This window comes from Pseudoclavibacter sp. RFBA6 (genome assembly GCF_002931575.1).
Classification (GTDB): Bacteria; Actinomycetota; Actinomycetes; order Actinomycetales; family Microbacteriaceae; genus Pseudoclavibacter; species Pseudoclavibacter terrae.
In genome coordinates, this window is the sequence record NZ_PSUA01000002.1 from 25619 (window position 1) to 41076 (window position 15458).

General features: G+C 66.7%; 17 protein-coding genes. 14 read left to right on the forward strand and 3 right to left on the reverse strand.

The genetic code is table 11. The features are described from left to right. The first annotated feature begins 13 nt into the window (after positions 1-13). The 14 genes from C5C17_RS00465 to C5C17_RS00525 all read left to right on the forward strand — a co-directional run bounded on the left by C5C17_RS00465 (position 14) and on the right by C5C17_RS00525 (position 12555). A complete protein-coding gene (locus C5C17_RS00465; RefSeq protein WP_104251421.1) occupies positions 14-1417 on the forward strand; it encodes an AAA family ATPase in 1404 nt (467 codons plus the stop codon). Then, positions 1414-1944, forward strand: a complete 531-nt coding sequence (locus tag C5C17_RS00470) for a hypothetical protein (RefSeq protein ID WP_104251422.1) — start codon at positions 1414-1416, stop codon at positions 1942-1944. Before C5C17_RS00465 ends, C5C17_RS00470 begins: the two co-directional genes overlap by 4 nt. After that, on the forward strand, positions 1941-2249 hold the full coding sequence (locus C5C17_RS00475) for a hypothetical protein (protein WP_146079030.1): 309 nt from the start codon (positions 1941-1943) through the stop codon (positions 2247-2249). Before C5C17_RS00470 ends, C5C17_RS00475 begins: the two co-directional genes overlap by 4 nt. A gap of 75 nt (positions 2250-2324) precedes the next feature. Beyond that, complete coding sequence (locus tag C5C17_RS00480) at positions 2325-2549, forward strand: hypothetical protein (RefSeq protein WP_146079031.1); 225 nt, start codon at positions 2325-2327, stop codon at positions 2547-2549. A 242-nt stretch (positions 2550-2791) separates the two neighbouring features. Further along, a complete protein-coding gene (locus C5C17_RS00485; protein ID WP_146079032.1) occupies positions 2792-4738 on the forward strand; it encodes a hypothetical protein in 1947 nt (648 codons plus the stop codon). A 744-nt stretch (positions 4739-5482) separates the two neighbouring features. Next, positions 5483-6853, forward strand: a complete 1371-nt coding sequence (locus C5C17_RS00490) for a ParB/RepB/Spo0J family partition protein (RefSeq protein WP_104251426.1) — start codon at positions 5483-5485, stop codon at positions 6851-6853. 418 nt (positions 6854-7271) lie between these two features. Beyond that, the gene (locus C5C17_RS00495) at positions 7272-7613 is read left to right on the forward strand and encodes a hypothetical protein (protein ID WP_146079033.1); all 342 of its coding nucleotides are present in this window, start codon (positions 7272-7274) and stop codon (positions 7611-7613) included. Between the two features lie 39 nt (positions 7614-7652). Continuing rightward, positions 7653-8165, forward strand: coding sequence for a hypothetical protein (locus C5C17_RS00500; protein ID WP_104251428.1), 513 nt, complete (start codon positions 7653-7655; stop codon positions 8163-8165). A gap of 397 nt (positions 8166-8562) precedes the next feature. Beyond that, positions 8563-8718: a hypothetical protein gene (locus C5C17_RS18415; RefSeq protein ID WP_181028413.1), complete on the forward strand. Its 156-nt coding sequence runs from the start codon at positions 8563-8565 to the stop codon at positions 8716-8718. A gap of 57 nt (positions 8719-8775) precedes the next feature. Further along, entirely contained in the window at positions 8776-9768 is a 993-nt protein-coding gene (locus tag C5C17_RS00505; protein WP_104251429.1) for a DUF3560 domain-containing protein, read from the forward strand. A gap of 396 nt (positions 9769-10164) precedes the next feature. Then, positions 10165-10725 carry a hypothetical protein gene (locus C5C17_RS00510; RefSeq protein ID WP_146079034.1) on the forward strand — a complete coding sequence of 187 codons (561 nt, stop codon included), beginning with the start codon at positions 10165-10167 and terminating at the stop codon, positions 10723-10725. Positions 10726-10902: 177 nt separating this feature from the next. Then, positions 10903-11256 carry a single-stranded DNA-binding protein gene (locus C5C17_RS00515; RefSeq protein WP_104251431.1) on the forward strand — a complete coding sequence of 118 codons (354 nt, stop codon included), beginning with the start codon at positions 10903-10905 and terminating at the stop codon, positions 11254-11256. Between the two features lie 130 nt (positions 11257-11386). Beyond that, positions 11387-12184, forward strand: a complete 798-nt coding sequence (locus tag C5C17_RS00520; RefSeq protein ID WP_104251432.1) for a ParA family protein — start codon at positions 11387-11389, stop codon at positions 12182-12184. Further along, positions 12181-12555: a hypothetical protein gene (locus C5C17_RS00525; protein ID WP_146079035.1), complete on the forward strand. Its 375-nt coding sequence runs from the start codon at positions 12181-12183 to the stop codon at positions 12553-12555. The genes C5C17_RS00520 and C5C17_RS00525 overlap by 4 nt, the downstream gene beginning before the upstream one ends. A gap of 382 nt (positions 12556-12937) precedes the next feature. Here the strand turns inward: C5C17_RS00525 and C5C17_RS00530 are convergent, their stop codons facing one another. The 3 genes from C5C17_RS00530 to C5C17_RS18425 form a co-directional block, all read right to left on the reverse strand. Next, positions 12938-14476: a glycosyltransferase family 39 protein gene (locus C5C17_RS00530; protein WP_181028414.1), complete on the reverse strand. Its 1539-nt coding sequence runs from the start codon at positions 14474-14476 to the stop codon at positions 12938-12940. Positions 14477-14558: 82 nt separating this feature from the next. Next, positions 14559-15191, reverse strand: a complete 633-nt coding sequence (locus tag C5C17_RS18420) for a hypothetical protein (RefSeq protein ID WP_181028415.1) — start codon at positions 15189-15191, stop codon at positions 14559-14561. 79 nt (positions 15192-15270) lie between these two features. Beyond that, positions 15271-15458, reverse strand: a 188-nt coding sequence (locus C5C17_RS18425; RefSeq protein WP_219820442.1) for a respiratory nitrate reductase subunit gamma, incomplete at its 5' end; no start/stop codon positions are given.

The following is a 15458-nucleotide window of genomic DNA, read 5'->3' on the forward strand; positions in this document are numbered from 1 at the left end:
CAGGAGCACGCTCATGGTGGAACCCACCGCTTGGCCACGAATCGACGCCGAGACTCGCGACGATGGCACCGGCATCTACGTGATGGAGGGCCAACGAACCCTCATCCACGCGGCCGACGCCGCAGCAGCATCACGCCAGATCATCGACATGGCCGCCGACACTGCCGCGCAGATCAACCGCGGGGTCACCGTCCACGCGACCCACGGGGGCGCCACCGTCGAACTCGCCGTGTACCCCGATAAGACGACGCGACAGATCAGCACCGGCCCGGCCACACCCTCGCCCGTGCTTCGCGAGAAGCCGGCCCCCGCGGCACCCGCTGCGCCGGTGCCGGCCTCACCTCAGCCGTCGACCGCGCCGCAGTACCTCGCGCCCAGCACGGCACCGTCACCCGTGACCGCACCGACGCCACGCACGTACGGCGCGCCCCCACCCGCCGCACCGCCGACAGGAGCCCCCCAGGTGGTGCTGTCGAGGCGCGAGGCACGTACCTCGTTCCTTCAGGCCGAGCGGGCCGAGCGCGCCGCGACACAAGGCATACGCGGACTCCTCGCACGCAGCGGTATCCGTGTCTCGCCCAGCAGTCGCGAGCGCACCGAGCGCACCTACGAAACGATCGTCAGTCAGCATTGGGCCGGCCACCCCCGCACCATTGCCGTCGTGAACGGCAAGGGAGGCGCGGGCAAGACCCCTGTAGCCATCAATCTCAGCTCTACGTTCGCGCGCTACGGCGGCGCCGGCGTACTTGCCTGGGACAACAACCAGACCAGAGGCACCCTCGGCTGGCGCACCGAGCAAGGCCCACACGACAAGACGCTCCTGGACCTCCTCCCAGAAGTCGAACGGCTCCTCGGCCCCCACGCCAAAGCGTCGGACCTCACCGCGTTCGTGCACCATCAGACGCGAGATAAGTTCGACGTGCTGCGCTCCAAGCCGATCGCGCTCGCCCAAGACCAGCGCATCACTCCCGACGACGTGGACGCGCTTCATCGCGTCGCGTCCAAGTTCTACCGCCTCATCGTCATGGACTCCGGCAACGACGAGTCCGACCCGATGTACCGGCGAATGATTCACCACACTGACCAGCTCGTCGTCGCGACGTCGACGCGCGCCGATCATGCCGAAGCTGGCGCGCTACTTCTTGAGGAGCTCACGCGCCAGGGCGGGCGCGCCGAACACCTGGCGCGCCAGGCGGTCGTGATCGTCAGCAAGTCCGATCCCCGAGCTTCCGCCAAAGACATTGCAGCAATCGTGCACGGCTACGAGGATCTCGCTCGCGTTGTCGTCGAGATCCCCTTCGACCCAGCGCTCGTCGACGGGCAGATCATCGTCGAGAACCTCCGCCCAGCGACCCGCGCCGCATGGCTCGAAGCAACTGCCGCAGTCGCCACCGGGCTCGGAGATCCCCGACCATGAACGCGCTGCGCTCCCGCACGGAGAGCAGCTGGACGGCGCTGCGACACCGCACCGAACCAATCGTGCTCGCCATGGACGTCACTGCCGTTTTCCGCGCCTTCGGACTCATCGAGCAAGCCCGCACCCAACGCGAGCAACTGCACGAACAAGCAGCGACCGCGCGCGCCGCTGACGTCGACGAGCTCGCCATGCTCGCCCTTCACATCGCACAGCTCGCACAGGACGACCAACGCGACTACCTCGCCGCGTTCCAGCGCGCCGCAGGAACCGTCTTCCGAGAGAACGGCATCCTCGCGCCAGTCCATGTCATCGACAGCAGCGGCGACACCAGCGGCCTCTTCGAGTACGACAACCCCTTCATCGAGCGTCTCGCGCGCCTGGCGCGCACACACACGCCCCTCCCGATGACCGGCAAACCCGCAGGCGCCCACCCTGGGTGCATCGCCGCCTGGCTCATTGACGCGCACCTCGACTACCGCTCCCGCGCGCTCAGCGCGCTCACGCAACATCGCGAGGGGCAGGCATGACCATGACCCTCGAGCGCCCCCGCGTCGCCGCCGGCGTCTGGACGCCGCCACAGCTGCGCCTTGCAGCCGCTCGGCAGATCCAGTTCCGCCCCACACGTCTCCCCCGCATCGCCTGGGCCCTCGCCAACCCGCGCATCGACGAGACAGCCGCGGACGCCAGTGCAGCACTTGGCATCGACGTCACCTATGACGAGCTCATAGCAGCGTGCCAGCGCGGACAGATCGTCACGGCGATCGGCCAAGCAATCCGCGCCCGGCCCGGCGGCCAGCCGGGCGTGTTCCTCGTAATCGCGGACGCCGCATGACCGCGCGTGCGTGCAGTTCACGACCACGGCGTGTCCAAACGTTTTCCGTAACGGATATCCGCCATGCTTTCTGCCATGGGACGACCAAGCAAGGGACACCGGGTGCCGATCATGGCGAAACCTCTCGCGCCCCTCGCGGAGGTTATCAAGCAGAAGGCCGACGCGATCGGCCTCAGCTACGGCGAGTACATGACGGCATTAGCAGCCGACGCGCTCGGCATGCCCGAGTACGCCCCGCGCCCAAAAACCACCCACACGCAGCTCAACTTCCCCGAGGAGCCAGCCACGAACGCAGCATAGACAAATGCGAAACCCCCGCCTTTGGCAGGGCGGGGGTTTTCGAAGATGAGGCCTGATCTGACTGAGTTTGGCGACGATCTCAGATCAAGCGGAGAACGGAACCGGGTTGGCACCCGGAGCCGCGCTTTTTCGAACCTGTAACAGATTGCGAGACGATCATAACAGCCGACTCCAATAACGGAAGTCTCGGCACCCTCAGCGAGTTCTGGGAACTCACTGAGGCGATCAGCCCGAGGCCCACCGTGCGTGTGGCCGCGGTCGACGCCTACGGATCGGTACTCAACGAGTACCGACCAGGCGGCGACCGCCGCGTCAACGACGACGCCCCACAACGTCCCTGGGCCGTCTACCTCGCCGGCGCCGACCACCGCTACCGGCTCCTCGCGTTCGACCTCGACGCCAAGACGCCTGACGCCGCTGCCAACGCCGAGCGCGACGCGCTCACAATCGCCGCCACCCTCACTGACGCAGGCCTCGAAACCGTCATCTGCGCATCCGGCCCCACCGGTGGCCGGCACGTCTGGACCGCACTGCGCGAGAGTGTCGACGCAGACACGATCGCGACGCTGGCACGCCTTCTCCGACACCTGTGTCCAACCCTCGACCTCGCACCCCTCACCAATCCCGTCACAGGATGTGTGCGCCCACCCGGTGCCCCACACCGCGCCGGCGGCACCTCCCGCATACTCAGCGGCAACACCTCAGCGCTGTCCTCACCACGCGGCACCGCGCAGCAGATCCGCGCCGTCATCGACCGCCTGGCCGCGCACATCACCCCGGAATCCGACGCGCGCCCGAACGCCCCCCACGAAATCCCCGTGGACGCTCACCAACGCCTGTACCTCCCCGGCCCGCGACGACCGCTCCCACCCGCCAGTGCAGCCGCACTCAACGAGGATGCCGCCCACGGCGACGCGTCGTCGACTCTCTGGCGCGTGCTCATAGGCGCTGCCGGTGCGCGCTGGCGCCATGCCGACGTCGCAGCCCTCGTCGACCGGCACGCCGGCCTCGAGCACCTACGCAGCCGCCGCGACGGCACTACCCGCGCCCCACGCAGCTCCGCAGCTGCCGCCGCGATCCTCCGCCGGCAATGGGACAAAGCGGTGCGCTACGTCGCCAACAGCGACCGCCGACGCGGCAGCGACCCAACCTTCGACGCGCGCGCCGCCGACGTCGCCGCGCACGTCAGAGCCGTCCAAGAACGTGCTGACGCTGCCGCAGGCCGGTGGAGCCGCGGCGGTGGCCCGGCAGACCGACGCGTCCTCGACGCCCTCAGCATCCTCGCTCTCCAAGCCGTCAACACGGTCCTCGAGGCCGATATACGCCGCCTCGCACTGCTCGCCGGCATCGGCCGCGAGACGGCCCGCACAAGCCTGCACCGTCTCGCTGCGGATGGGTGGATCGCCCGCGAAAGCCTGGCTGACGGACCTCACGGAGCTCGCTGGACCATCGACCCTCAGCGCGTTCTCCACAGGGACCCGGGGCTAGCCCGGTCACAAGCGGACCCGCGCCCCGGCGCCCTCACCACCGCCGGAGCTGCTCTCCGCCGACTGCTGCTCGACGAGCTCACAACTCGCGCCACCGCGGCCCGCCACGACGTCTTTACCTACGGCCGCAGCCTCGGGATCTCCGCCGGCAACATCTACGCGCGCCTGACCTCCACTCCTACCCCTATCGCTGCGCTCGCCGCCCTCACCACTGACAACGCAGACTCCCTCTCACTGCCCCTGCATTCCCTCACCCGGTACGGCCTGGTGCGAGACACTGCGAGGGGTTGGATCGCCACGGAACCCGAACGACGAGACGCCGCCGCTGCCTCCCTCGGCGTCACCGGACGACTCGACGCCCGCAGAGCCCGATACCACCTCGAGCGCGAGCTCTGGGCTTGGTGGCAAGCAGAGCAAACCTGGATGACGAGCCGACGCACGCAGAAGCGCCGGCGCCACCACCCCACCCAGTTCGCCCTCATTCCCGACGCACAGCTGAACCGCCACGGAGGCCACCCACGCCGACCCGACGGCCGCGCTGACTATCGAGTCGCACGAACCTACGTGCGGGTCGCAAACGGCGAGATCCAACCGCCCTCGACCGCCCCCGTTGACACGGTTGCCACCGGCCCGCTGCGCAAGGCATTCGAGCGCGCTGAGAAACGCGCGCGCGTGATCTTCCAGACCTCCCCCACCCCGTAGTCCGGCCCAATTTTGGTGTCGCACGCATCGAGCGTCCGACACCAAAGACGGGCACCCCCTGACCACCTGTGGACGACCGAGCTTCGCCCGGGCTCACTCGCCCACAGGATGGACAGCGGGACCCACCCGCCAATACGGCATCGTCCTGACCACCGCCGCCACTTCGTCATCCCCGCCTCGATCGGTGATGACTGCGCAACGGCCATGGACAGCACAACCCAACCCGATCCCCTCGAGGGCAAGACCGCGAAGCGGGTGCGGCAGCCCAATCGCCCACGCACCCCAAGACCAACGCGACCGCACCACGAGCAACGCGACCCCAGCGAGAGCGCCACCGGCGCCCGCGTCACCAAAGTACGGTGCCCCTGACCAGACATTCTCAGCTCTAACACTCTCTCTGCGAGGGATACCAAGCGGAGTACACGCCCAATGCCGCAGCTCGTGCGAGCTCGTCGCGACCAACGAAACTGATTTGACGGCCGCAAACGGCCGACTCTGCCCCGCCACCCCTGCGGGGCGGCGTTTCTTTGCCGGAAGCCTGCGGCAGTCTACGGTCGCTCTGTTCCGCACAAGCCCGCTGCGCGGGCCGTCTCCGCCGAGACTTTCGGCACGCGCTCGCAAGCTCGCTGATTTCGCGCCGAAACTCTCTCCCCCGCCGCCCTCCGGGTTGCTGCTCCACTGCCGCTCCCTGACAGGCACTACGTGCCTTCCGGCAAAGAAACGCTGAGAGAGATAGGGAACACCATGACCACCACCCAGGGCACGCTTGAGTACATCGACCCCACCACGCTCGTCATTGAGACGAACGTGCGCACCAGCGCCGCGCTCACCCCCGACTTCATCGCGAGCATCCGCCTGCACGGCGTGCAACAACCCGTGATCGCCCACCGCGACAGCACCGGAACGGTGACCGTCCGCGCCGGTCAGCGTCGCACCACCGCCGCCCGTGAAGTCGGCCTGACCAGCATTCCGGTGCTCATCGTCACCGCAGACGACGACAGCACCGCCGCTCGCATCGTCGACCAGCTGATCGAGAACGAGCACCGCGCGGAACTCACCGACTCCGACCGGATCGGCGCGTGGCATCAGCTGGAAATGGAAGGCCTGAGCGTCGCCAACATCGCTAAGCGCCTCGGCACCGACAAGAAGCGCATCGCGAGCGGCCTGGCCGTCGCCAACAGCGACACCGGAACGCGCCTCGTGCAGGAAGTTGCACTCACGCTGGACCAGGCAGCTGCCCTCCTCGAATTCGCGGACGACACCGACCTCGTAGACGAACTCAGCAAAACCGCCGCCGAAGATCCCGGATACTTCCCCGTCGCCGTCCAGCGAGCCCGCGACGAGCGCGAAGCCACCGCCCTCCGCACCGCCGCAACCGAAGTCGAGGAAGCCAAGGGACACACAATCCTTGACCCGAACGGGTACGACGGCCCCGGCCACCGACTCGACTACCTGCGCACGGCAGAAGGCGAGCCAGTCGACCCCGAATCCATCCAGGGCAAGGAAGGCATCGCCGTCCGCGTCCAGGCGTACCGGGGATACAACGAGGACACGGCCAGCGTTCGCCTCACCTACTACGTCGCGAACCCCGCCGATATCGGCCTCACAATCCGCGCCGGGTACGAGAACACCGGCACGGCGAACACGGGCCCCATGACCGACGAACAGAAAGCCGCACGTAAGGTCCTGATCGCTAACAACAAGGAATGGAACGCCGCCGAGTCAGTACGCCGCGAGTGGCTCGCAAGCCTGATCGCCCGAAAGGCGCTCCCCAAGGACGCCGCCAGGGTGATCGCCACGGGCCTCACCAGCCAGCGCTACAGCGTCTCCCAGGCCATGAGCCGAGGCAACAGCCTCGCAACTACCCTGCTGGGATTGAAAAGCGACTACGAGTCGAGTGCAATCGCCACCTACCTCGACAAGCACCCGGCCCGAGCCGCATTCGTCTCACTCGCCGTCGTCCTCGGCGGCATCGAGGACAGCACCAGCACCAACAGCTGGCGCGCCCCAGATGCGCGAACCGCCGCGTACCTCAACACCCTCGCAGGCTGGGGATACACCCTCTCCCCCGTCGAGCGCATCGCCGCCCAGCTGGACGCAGAAACCACGACGTGAGCACCCGCTATCCCCGTTATGCCGGTATAACCGGCATAACGGGCGCGTGGTCCCGGCCTGCTGGCCGGGGCGCACCGCCGGCGACGGAGGCCGGCGCTGCGCGTGGTTCGCCGGCTGCGCCGTCGAACATTCGGACGGCCGCGAGCGGCCGGCTGTGCTGCGCCTGCGGCGCGTTTTTTGGCCTGGAAGCCTTCGGCATCCTACGGTCGCTGCGTTCCGCACAAGCCCGCTGCGCGGGCCGGCTCTCCCGAGACTTTTGGCACGCGCTCGCAAGCTCGCTGATTTCGCGCCAAAACTCTCTCCCTCGCCGCCCTCCGGGTTGCTGCTCCACTTCCGCTCCCTGCGCGGCACTACGTGCCTTCCAGGCAAAAAAACGAGGGGAGAGATGGACATGCACACCAACACTCAGGAGGACACCGTGAGCACCGCACCCGCTGGCTACCGCCCAGCGCGCGTGACGATGTACGTCGACGACTACTCGCCAGAGTCGATCATCCCCGCCTGGCTCCCCGAGCCATGGCGGCACTGGAACGGCTGGGCGCTCCCCGTGTTCGATCTCGACGTGCTCGCAACCCACCAGGACGCGCTTCGTCGGCTCTTCCCCGCAGACGGCGCGACGCTCACCTTCAACGAACACGGCCACCCGTGCATCATCCTCGACGATGCACCCGAGGACGGCGACCAGGTGGAACGCCTGGACGACGACCGAGCAACCATCGGCTACGCCTCGATGGTCTGGCAAGAAGTCACCCAAGCCTAATACCGGCATTACATCCGAAACCACAACTGAGGAGACACCATGAGCGCCATCATGCTCGCACCCGAACACATCAACGTTCTCATCTGGGCGGCCATCCACGCAGACCGAACACAGGGCGATCTCTACACCTCAACCGAAGTGGGCGGCACCCCCGCCGTCGGCATCCACAGCTGGGGAACGCGCGGTAACCACCGCTACCTCTCGGCGGGAACCGAAACCCCATACGGACAGATGCTCGTCGACGCGAACGCCGCCAGCTGCGCCGCCCGCTACGACGACGATCAGGGATACGCCTACACGTACACCCGCCCCCAGCACACTGAGTGGTCGCCGCTTGAGCTCCTCTCCGCGCTGAACTGCTACGAGTACCAGGCGTGCGAGGTCAGCGACTGGCCCGCCACCGAGGCCAAGCAGTTCTGCGACACCCTCCGCCGCCGCATCGAGTCCCGCATCCTGGACACCTCAGCAGGCCCGGGCGCTATCGGCCCCGACACGTTGCCCGCCATCGTCAAGCAACGCCAGGCAAACATGCGCCGCCACGGACTCCTGTAATCCTAAATACCGGCATTGCCCCTAATGCCGGTATTACCGGTATTGCCTGGGTGGTCCCGGCCTGCTGGCCGGGGCGCACCGCCGGCGACGGAGGCCGGCGCTGCGCGTGGTTCGCCGGCTGCGCCGTCGAACATTCGGACGGCCGCGAGCGGCCGGCTGTGCTGCGCCTGCGGCGCGTTTTTTGGCCTGGAAGCCTTCGGCATCCTACGGTCGCTGCGTTCCGCACAAGCCCGCTGCGCGGGCCGGCTCTCCCGAGACTTTTGGCACGCGCTCGCAAGCTCGCTGATTTCGCGCCAAAACTCTCTCCCTCGCCGCCCTCCGGGTTGCTGCTCCACTTCCGCTCCCTGCGCGGCACTACGTGCCTTCCAGGCAAAAAACGAGGGGAAGAGAGAGACGCATGTACGGGAACGACGACGAAATCGGCTACGAGAACACGATGCCCGCCGAGCGCTACGCCTGGGGCTGCGCGTGCACCGAATGCCGCACCGAGGGATACGCCTACGTCGAGGGCGAGACGTGCACCGCAACCCGCTACCAGGACAGCTTCGCCTAAACCTCACCTAATGCCGGTATTACCGGTATTCCCTGCAATCTCGAAAGGAAGTCAGACATGCTCACCATCACCCACAACCACGAAGAGGGAACTCTCATCGAGGGCACCAGCAAAGGAGACGGCACCAGCGACATTCTCAAGCGATCCGGTTGGCGCTGGGGTTCCAGCATCTCCGCCTGGTACGTACCGTTCAGCCGTGACCGCCGACCGAAGCTCCACGTAATCAATCGCACTATCGAAGCCCTAACCGCAGCAGGATTCACGGTCACCGCCGAGCTCGACGAGACCACCCGCACCACCGCCGAGGTAGAAGCGGGCAAGATCGAACGCCAAGCCAACCGCGTCGACGCCCTCGAAGCGAAGGCCGAACGCAAGTCCGCAGCCGCGGAGGTGGCCGAAGCGCGCCGACAGGCCGACCTCGCGCGCCTCCCGGACAACGGCCAGCCAATCCTGGTCGGTCATCACTCCGAGCGCGGCCACCGCCGCGCCATCGACAAGGCCTGGTCCAGTCTCGGAAAGAGCGTCGAAGCCGACCGGGAAGCAGACGAGGCCGCACGCAAGGCCGTAACGGCCTCGCACACCACAGGAGCGCGCTACAGCCCGATCACCGTCGCAAACCGAATCAAGAAACTCACCGCAGACAAGCGCCGCTACGAACGCCAGCTGACAGAGAAGTTCTGGGACAAGTCCACACCGAGCGTCTACCGAGCACCGAACGAGACCGAGAGCGAAGCCCGAGCGCGACGCCTCAACCCCTACATCGAGGAATGCGCCGACCAGCTCGCATTCTGGGAAGGTGTCCGCGCCCAGCAGATCGCAGACGGCACCGCCACGAACTACAGCCAGGCCAACGTGAAGAAAGGCGATCGAGTGAAGATCCGGGGCACCTGGTACACGGTCGCGCGCGCCAACGCCAAGACCGTGGCCGTCGAGACGCAATACACCTGGACAGGCAAGAGCCCATGGCACGAGGTGCAACGCCACGTCACTGCCGAGGCGTACGCGGAAGCACTCGCTCAGCGCGACGCCGCGGCAGTAGGCGCACACTAGATCAGTAATACCGGCATTGCCCCTAATGCCGGTATTACCGGTATTGCCTGGGTGGCCCCGGCCTGCTGGCCGGGGCGCACCGCCGGCGACGGAGGCCGGCGCTGCGCGTGGTTCGCCGGCTGCGCCGTCGAACATTCGGACGGCCGCGAGCGGCCGGCTGTGCTGCGCCTGCGGCGCGTTTTTTGGCCTGGAAGCCTTCGGCATCCTACGGTCGCTGCGTTCCGCACAAGCCCGCTGCGCGGGCCGGCTCTCCCGAGACTTTTGGCACGCGCTCGCAAGCTCGCTGATTTCGCGCCAAAACTCTCTCCCTCGCCGCCCTCCGGGTTGCTGCTCCACTTCCGCTCCCTGCGCGGCACTACGTGCCTTCCAGGCAAAAAACGAGGGGAAGAGATGGACATGAGCACCACCGATCGCAAGCAAGTATCCGAAGCCCTCACTGCGTTCGTCGACGTTTGGAGCGCGAGCGATACCGCGCACGACGTCGGGGGAGCGCTCCAGTGCTCCGAGGCCGACGCCCTCGCGGACCTCATGCGCGCAGTCGGCCATAGCGAAGCAGCCGAGCATTGGGTGAACGCGCACCGCGCCCACGACGAGCCCGGTGACGAGCACTACATAACCGCGCCCGACGACCTCATCCGAGCGCTCGAGAACATCGAGGCCCAATGGGCGTCGGTCACGTTCGAGCACGGCGACCCAGACGCGTTCGGGGCCGGACACCTGGTTCTGGATCGCGGTGACGAAGAACGCCTCGCCATCACTGAGCTCACGGATCGCCCCGATGACGACCCACAGCGCGAAATCACCGGGTGGACCTACCAAGCCGAAGTTCGCCACGACGGGAGCTGGCAGGTCTGTGGGGGAGGAGAGTGCGACCGTGCTCACATGGCGCGGCTCGTGGCCTATGCCCGAGCGTGGGCCTCGTGTGGGAACGGCACGCTCGCCCAAATCCCGGCATAACCGGCATTCATTCACCCCTGGACTTGCATTCCATGTAAGTCCTGACATATAATCTAACTGGCGGGTGTTCTCCGGGGGAACAGCACCCGCCATCCAGTCCACCTAATCCCGGCATTACCGGTAATCACGGGATTACCGGCAATGTGCACCCGCAGATTGAACCCAAGGAGAACAGTCATGAGCTACATCAGCCGCGTAGGAAACCTCGCCAGCACCCCGGTCCTCAGGGAGGGGGACAAGGGCTTCTACTGCTACGCACGGGTCATCGTGTCCGATCGGCTGCGTGCCGACGATGGCTCGTACGGTGACGGCCCTAGCGTTGGCTACGACGTGCAGGTCAGTGGCGACCTCGCGCGGCAGCTCGTGGCGACCGCCGAGGAGTCGGGCAACGTGCGCATCCACTTCGAAGGCCAGTACCGAGTCACAGAGTATGCGCCCGAGGGTGGTCCCGTGCGCCTACAGCACGAAGTGAAGGCCACGGAAGTCAGCATCAGTCTTCGCAACCAGCACGTCGTCGTTGTCCCGAAGTAGGCCTCTCTGGGGGAGGAGGTGCCTCCTCCCCACCTGGCGCACCAAATCCAGGTATAACCCATAACCCCAGCAATGCCCGTAATCCCGGCATAACCGGTATTCTTGATCCAGCCCCGACCGGAGGACACCCATGACCGCTCAGATTCTCGCCTTCTGCAACCAGAAGGGCGGCGTCGGCAAAAGCACGACGACGTTCCAACTCGCTCGTGCTGCGGTCCTTGCAGGCCGACGCGTGCTCATCGTGGACAACGACCCCCAAGGCAACATCACGAGCAACGCCGCGCAAGACGACGTGCCCAGCGATCAGCCCGGATTGGCTGACGTCCTCAGTACCCGGACGACAGACACGCTGCGCGACGTCATAGTCCCCGGAGTCTGGCCCGGACTCGACCTGGTGCCAACAGCAGGCGGTTCGCTCGGCTTCGTCCGAGACGAGCTCACCATTGCCGGGGCAGGCCGCGAAGTGCGACTGCGTGAAGCACTGGAACTCGTGCTCGAGGACTACGACCTGGTGCTCATCGACTGTGCCCCGTCGCTGGACCAACTCACCGTCAACGGCCTCACTGCCGCCGATGGGGTTGTGATCGTCACGCACACGAAGAAGTGGAGCCTGGACGGCCTCTCACAGCTCCTGGACACAATCGACACCGTAAAGCGCTACTACAACCGCCAGCTGCGCGTTGCAGGCATCATCGTCAACCACCACGAAGACCGCACCGTTGGTGGCAAGGAATGGCTCGAAGCGCTCCACGCCGCCGCGGATCTCCGCGAGCTCACTGTGCTGACGCCCCCCATTCCGAAGCGGGTTGTCATCGCGGACGCCACCGAGGCATCACGAGGCGTCGACGAGTTCGGTAGCGCTGAGGGCGTCGCCCTGGGAGCCGTCTACGCCGCTCACCTCGCCAGCATCGAAGGAGCACTGGCATGACCCGCCCAGCACCCCGCAAATCGAGCCTCAGTGGCACCACGGCGGCCATGCCGCAGCAGGAGCAGGCCGCACCAGCACCAGCGCCTACACCGGCCGCTCCGCAGCCCACACAGGCGCGGGCCACTCCACGCGCTAAGCCAGCAGCCAAGGACCGCCAGCAGCAGAACTACTACACCTACGGTGACGAGGGCGGGCGCATCCGCGCGGCCTTCTTCGTCGGCCGCGACGAGTTCGGATGGCGGAACATGACCGACATGCAGCGGCAAGGGGTGATGGCTATCGTTGAGGACCTGGAAGCGCGCCACAACGGCGGGGAGCCTTTCGAGGGTCTACCTCCCGGCACCGGACCTGTAGGACGCCCTATCGAGTGAAGCCACGCCCACGCCGAGGGCGCGGACACCTCACGGGTCAGCCAACGCGTGTGGCATTCACCCTTGCGGGGATTCTTCCACCGCTACTGAGCGACGTTTGCTTGACAACTCCCGTGACGATGTAAGCCCCAACGCACGATGCCCCTTGGTCTTGGACCAAGGGGCATCGTGCGTTGGGGCTGGCCCAGGAGGGCGGTACGCGGCGCCCTACGAGGGAGTGGACCCATGCAGCACCAAGCCGAGTGCTACGGCCCCGAGTCCGCACCAGAACGGCATCACCACTGCGAGAGAGGCAAGGATGCCATAGACAGGGCTTCCCGCACGCCCAGACGCCCAAACGTGCGCCACTGGACCGGACGGCTCGCAATGGCCCTGGAGCGTCTCAGTACGCAAGGGTCTCCCCTCCGTCCGTGAGACGCAGGGGAGCGTCAAGAATGATCAGCTCCGCATCGTCGAGCTGCACAATCCGAATCTCCGCGCGGTGCGCGTCGACGAACTCGGTAATCCGCTCGTCGGGCTGGAATCTGGCATCGTCACCAATGACGATCGCGCGCACATCTCTCACGGCCAGCTCGTCGAGACTGGTCACGGCCAGGTCGGCCCAGTACGGCCCGTACTGGTGCCCCGGCATCGCCGCAACGAGGATGGACCCATCGATAGCCGGGTCCAGCGCCAACGCTTCCTGCACGAGCGCCGCACCACGCGGGCGGTCGTTCGCGACGTAGGCCGTCATGCCAGCGCTCACGCCAAGAGCGAGAACGAGCGCAACGACGCCCACGCCTCGACCAACCCCCGTCACGCGATCCCGGTTTCCGGGGGCAAGCAGCGCCGCGACACCGATACCGGCAAGCGCGCACATCAGCCAGAACCAAGCCGTGTAGTAGTGCGACAACGCCACGTTGGAGCCGACCAGATGGAACGCCAGCAGTCCCGCGAGGCCCGTCCCAAGGAAGAGCACCAAGCGAGATGGCCGACCCACCACGAGCGCTGCCACGCTACCGACGCCGACGAGCACCAGCGCTGGAGCGCCCATGCCGACGAGCATGTACCAGAGGTTCGACCACCATGGCGGCGAGGCCGTGACTTCGCCGGCCACCGCGACCATGTGACCGACCGTGTTGTGTTCCGACTGCATTTCCAGCATGTAGGTGATCGCGGCGACCATATCGACGGGGGAGTACAGCGCTACAAACGTGCCACCGAGCGCCGCAACGAAGATCGCCACGTCGCGCAGGATGCGCCACACGGGGCGTCGCACGAAGGCCAGCACGAGGAACGCCACGAGGAAGATTGCGGCCGATACCTTCGACGTGACGGCCGCACCCATCAGTACGCCCGACAACGCGATCCACCACCACCGGTCGTGCCGGTACCACTGCCACGCTGCCGCAGCAGCAGCGACGAGGAAGAGCACCATGACGGGCTCGAGCAAGGCGAAGCGATCAAGCCTGACAATCGTGTCGTCGTTCCCGCGAGGCAGGCCGAACCACAGCAGAGTTGGAATCAGTGCGAGTGTTCCGCCGAGCTCCCGCCTCAACCACGCCCACAGGATGATGCCCGTACCGAGCACGCACAGCCCCGCGAGCACACGCCCCGAGAGGAGGCCTTGGCCGCCGATCAGCTGCGCGATGCCATAGAGATACTTGGCGGTCGGCGGGTGCTCCAAGTTCAACGTCATGTCACCGTGGAGATACGCCCAGCCCGCGTCGATGTACGCCCGCTCGTCGACGTTCTCGTTGGCGGCACCCAAGTTCCAGAGGCTCAGGTACGCGCCCCATAGGAACACGAGCGCCGCCAGCACGCCTTCGGAGATCCGGCGATGCGCGGGGGACAAGGGAAGCAGGCGCCGGCGATGCGCGGGCGCTTGATCGGCGGGCTCAGTTTCAATCGGGACAGGAAGAGTCGGTGGTGCTGTGGTCATGGCATGGTCTTTCGTTTCGCGCCTACCAGGGCGCATGAGGGGAAAGCGCGCGCCGGTGGCGCAGCGCGTGGGGGAGGCGCGTTTACGCGGCCTCGAGCGCGACAAAGCGCATGAGCGGTTCGCCCCAGTGGCAGGTCTGCAAGAGCAGCGACCCGTCGAGGCCCAGAACATCGCGTGTGGAGCTGCCGAACTTGGCAACATCACGGAGGTCAGAAACGACATAGACCGAGGCGGAGCCGTCGAGGGTTACGACCTCGACGCGATCACCGATTGACCAGGGCAGAATCACGTCGCCCCCACAGCCGTTGTGGGCTGCGTAGACAGGCTGGAGGCCGTCTTGGGTCGCGTAGCTTTCGAGCTGCGGGAAGGAGCCGTCGCAGGTATCCATGAGGGCCTCAGGGCCCAAAGCTCCGAGACGCACGCTTGGCATTCGTTCCCCGTTCGATGTTGACGGGGGAGCCAGCAGAAGTGTAGCTTCGTTCGCCGCAGCGCGGGCCTCGCCATACCCCCGCTCGACGAGTTGCGGGGCGAAAAGTGAAAGGCCGAGCGTTGCAGCTCCGAGGGTCATCGCGCACGCACCGAGCGTGTAGAGGACGACGCGTCGCAGCCGGCGGCGAGCCCGGGTGCGGGCCCGGGATCGGCGCGCGTCACGACGACGGATCGGAACATCGGGCGTCAGGAGTGTCTCAACTGGCGCAGTGGTCGGGTGGAACATCGCATCTCCGCTTCGGTTAAAGCGACGGCCCACACCCGGGGGGTTGGGTGTGGGCCGTCAGTTCAGGGGTTAGTAGGGATTAGCTCTCGTTCGTTGCCTCGCCCTCAGCGTTCTTGCGACGCTTCGTCACCAGCACAGCGCCGCCCACGAGGGCCGCGATGCCGAGGAGGATGCCGCCACCGATGGCGGCCTGCTCAGCACCCGTGGTCGCAAGCGACTCGGGCTGCGACGGCTTGCCGGGAACGGTCGTCGGGGTCGGGGTCGGGG

Bases quoted from the DNA above. Each gene is read 5' to 3' on its own strand.
- C5C17_RS00465 (WP_104251421.1), top strand. From the start codon at position 14: ATGGTGGAACCCACCGCTTGGCCACGAATCGACGCCGAGACTCGCGAC.
- C5C17_RS00470 (WP_104251422.1), top strand. From the start codon at position 1,414: ATGAACGCGCTGCGCTCCCGCACGGAGAGCAGCTGGACGGCGCTGCGA.
- C5C17_RS00475 (WP_146079030.1), top strand. From the start codon at position 1,941: ATGACCATGACCCTCGAGCGCCCCCGCGTCGCCGCCGGCGTCTGGACG.
- C5C17_RS00480 (WP_146079031.1), top strand. From the start codon at position 2,325: ATGGGACGACCAAGCAAGGGACACCGGGTGCCGATCATGGCGAAACCT.
- C5C17_RS00490 (WP_104251426.1), top strand. From the start codon at position 5,483: ATGACCACCACCCAGGGCACGCTTGAGTACATCGACCCCACCACGCTC.
- C5C17_RS00500 (WP_104251428.1), top strand. From the start codon at position 7,653: ATGAGCGCCATCATGCTCGCACCCGAACACATCAACGTTCTCATCTGG.
- C5C17_RS18415 (WP_181028413.1), top strand. From the start codon at position 8,563: ATGTACGGGAACGACGACGAAATCGGCTACGAGAACACGATGCCCGCC.
- C5C17_RS00505 (WP_104251429.1), top strand. From the start codon at position 8,776: ATGCTCACCATCACCCACAACCACGAAGAGGGAACTCTCATCGAGGGC.
- C5C17_RS00510 (WP_146079034.1), top strand. From the start codon at position 10,165: ATGAGCACCACCGATCGCAAGCAAGTATCCGAAGCCCTCACTGCGTTC.
- C5C17_RS00515 (WP_104251431.1), top strand. From the start codon at position 10,903: ATGAGCTACATCAGCCGCGTAGGAAACCTCGCCAGCACCCCGGTCCTC.
- C5C17_RS00520 (WP_104251432.1), top strand. From the start codon at position 11,387: ATGACCGCTCAGATTCTCGCCTTCTGCAACCAGAAGGGCGGCGTCGGC.
- C5C17_RS00525 (WP_146079035.1), top strand. From the start codon at position 12,181: ATGACCCGCCCAGCACCCCGCAAATCGAGCCTCAGTGGCACCACGGCG.
- C5C17_RS00530 (WP_181028414.1), bottom strand. From the start codon at position 14,476: ATGACCACAGCACCACCGACTCTTCCTGTCCCGATTGAAACTGAGCCC.
- C5C17_RS18420 (WP_181028415.1), bottom strand. From the start codon at position 15,191: ATGTTCCACCCGACCACTGCGCCAGTTGAGACACTCCTGACGCCCGAT.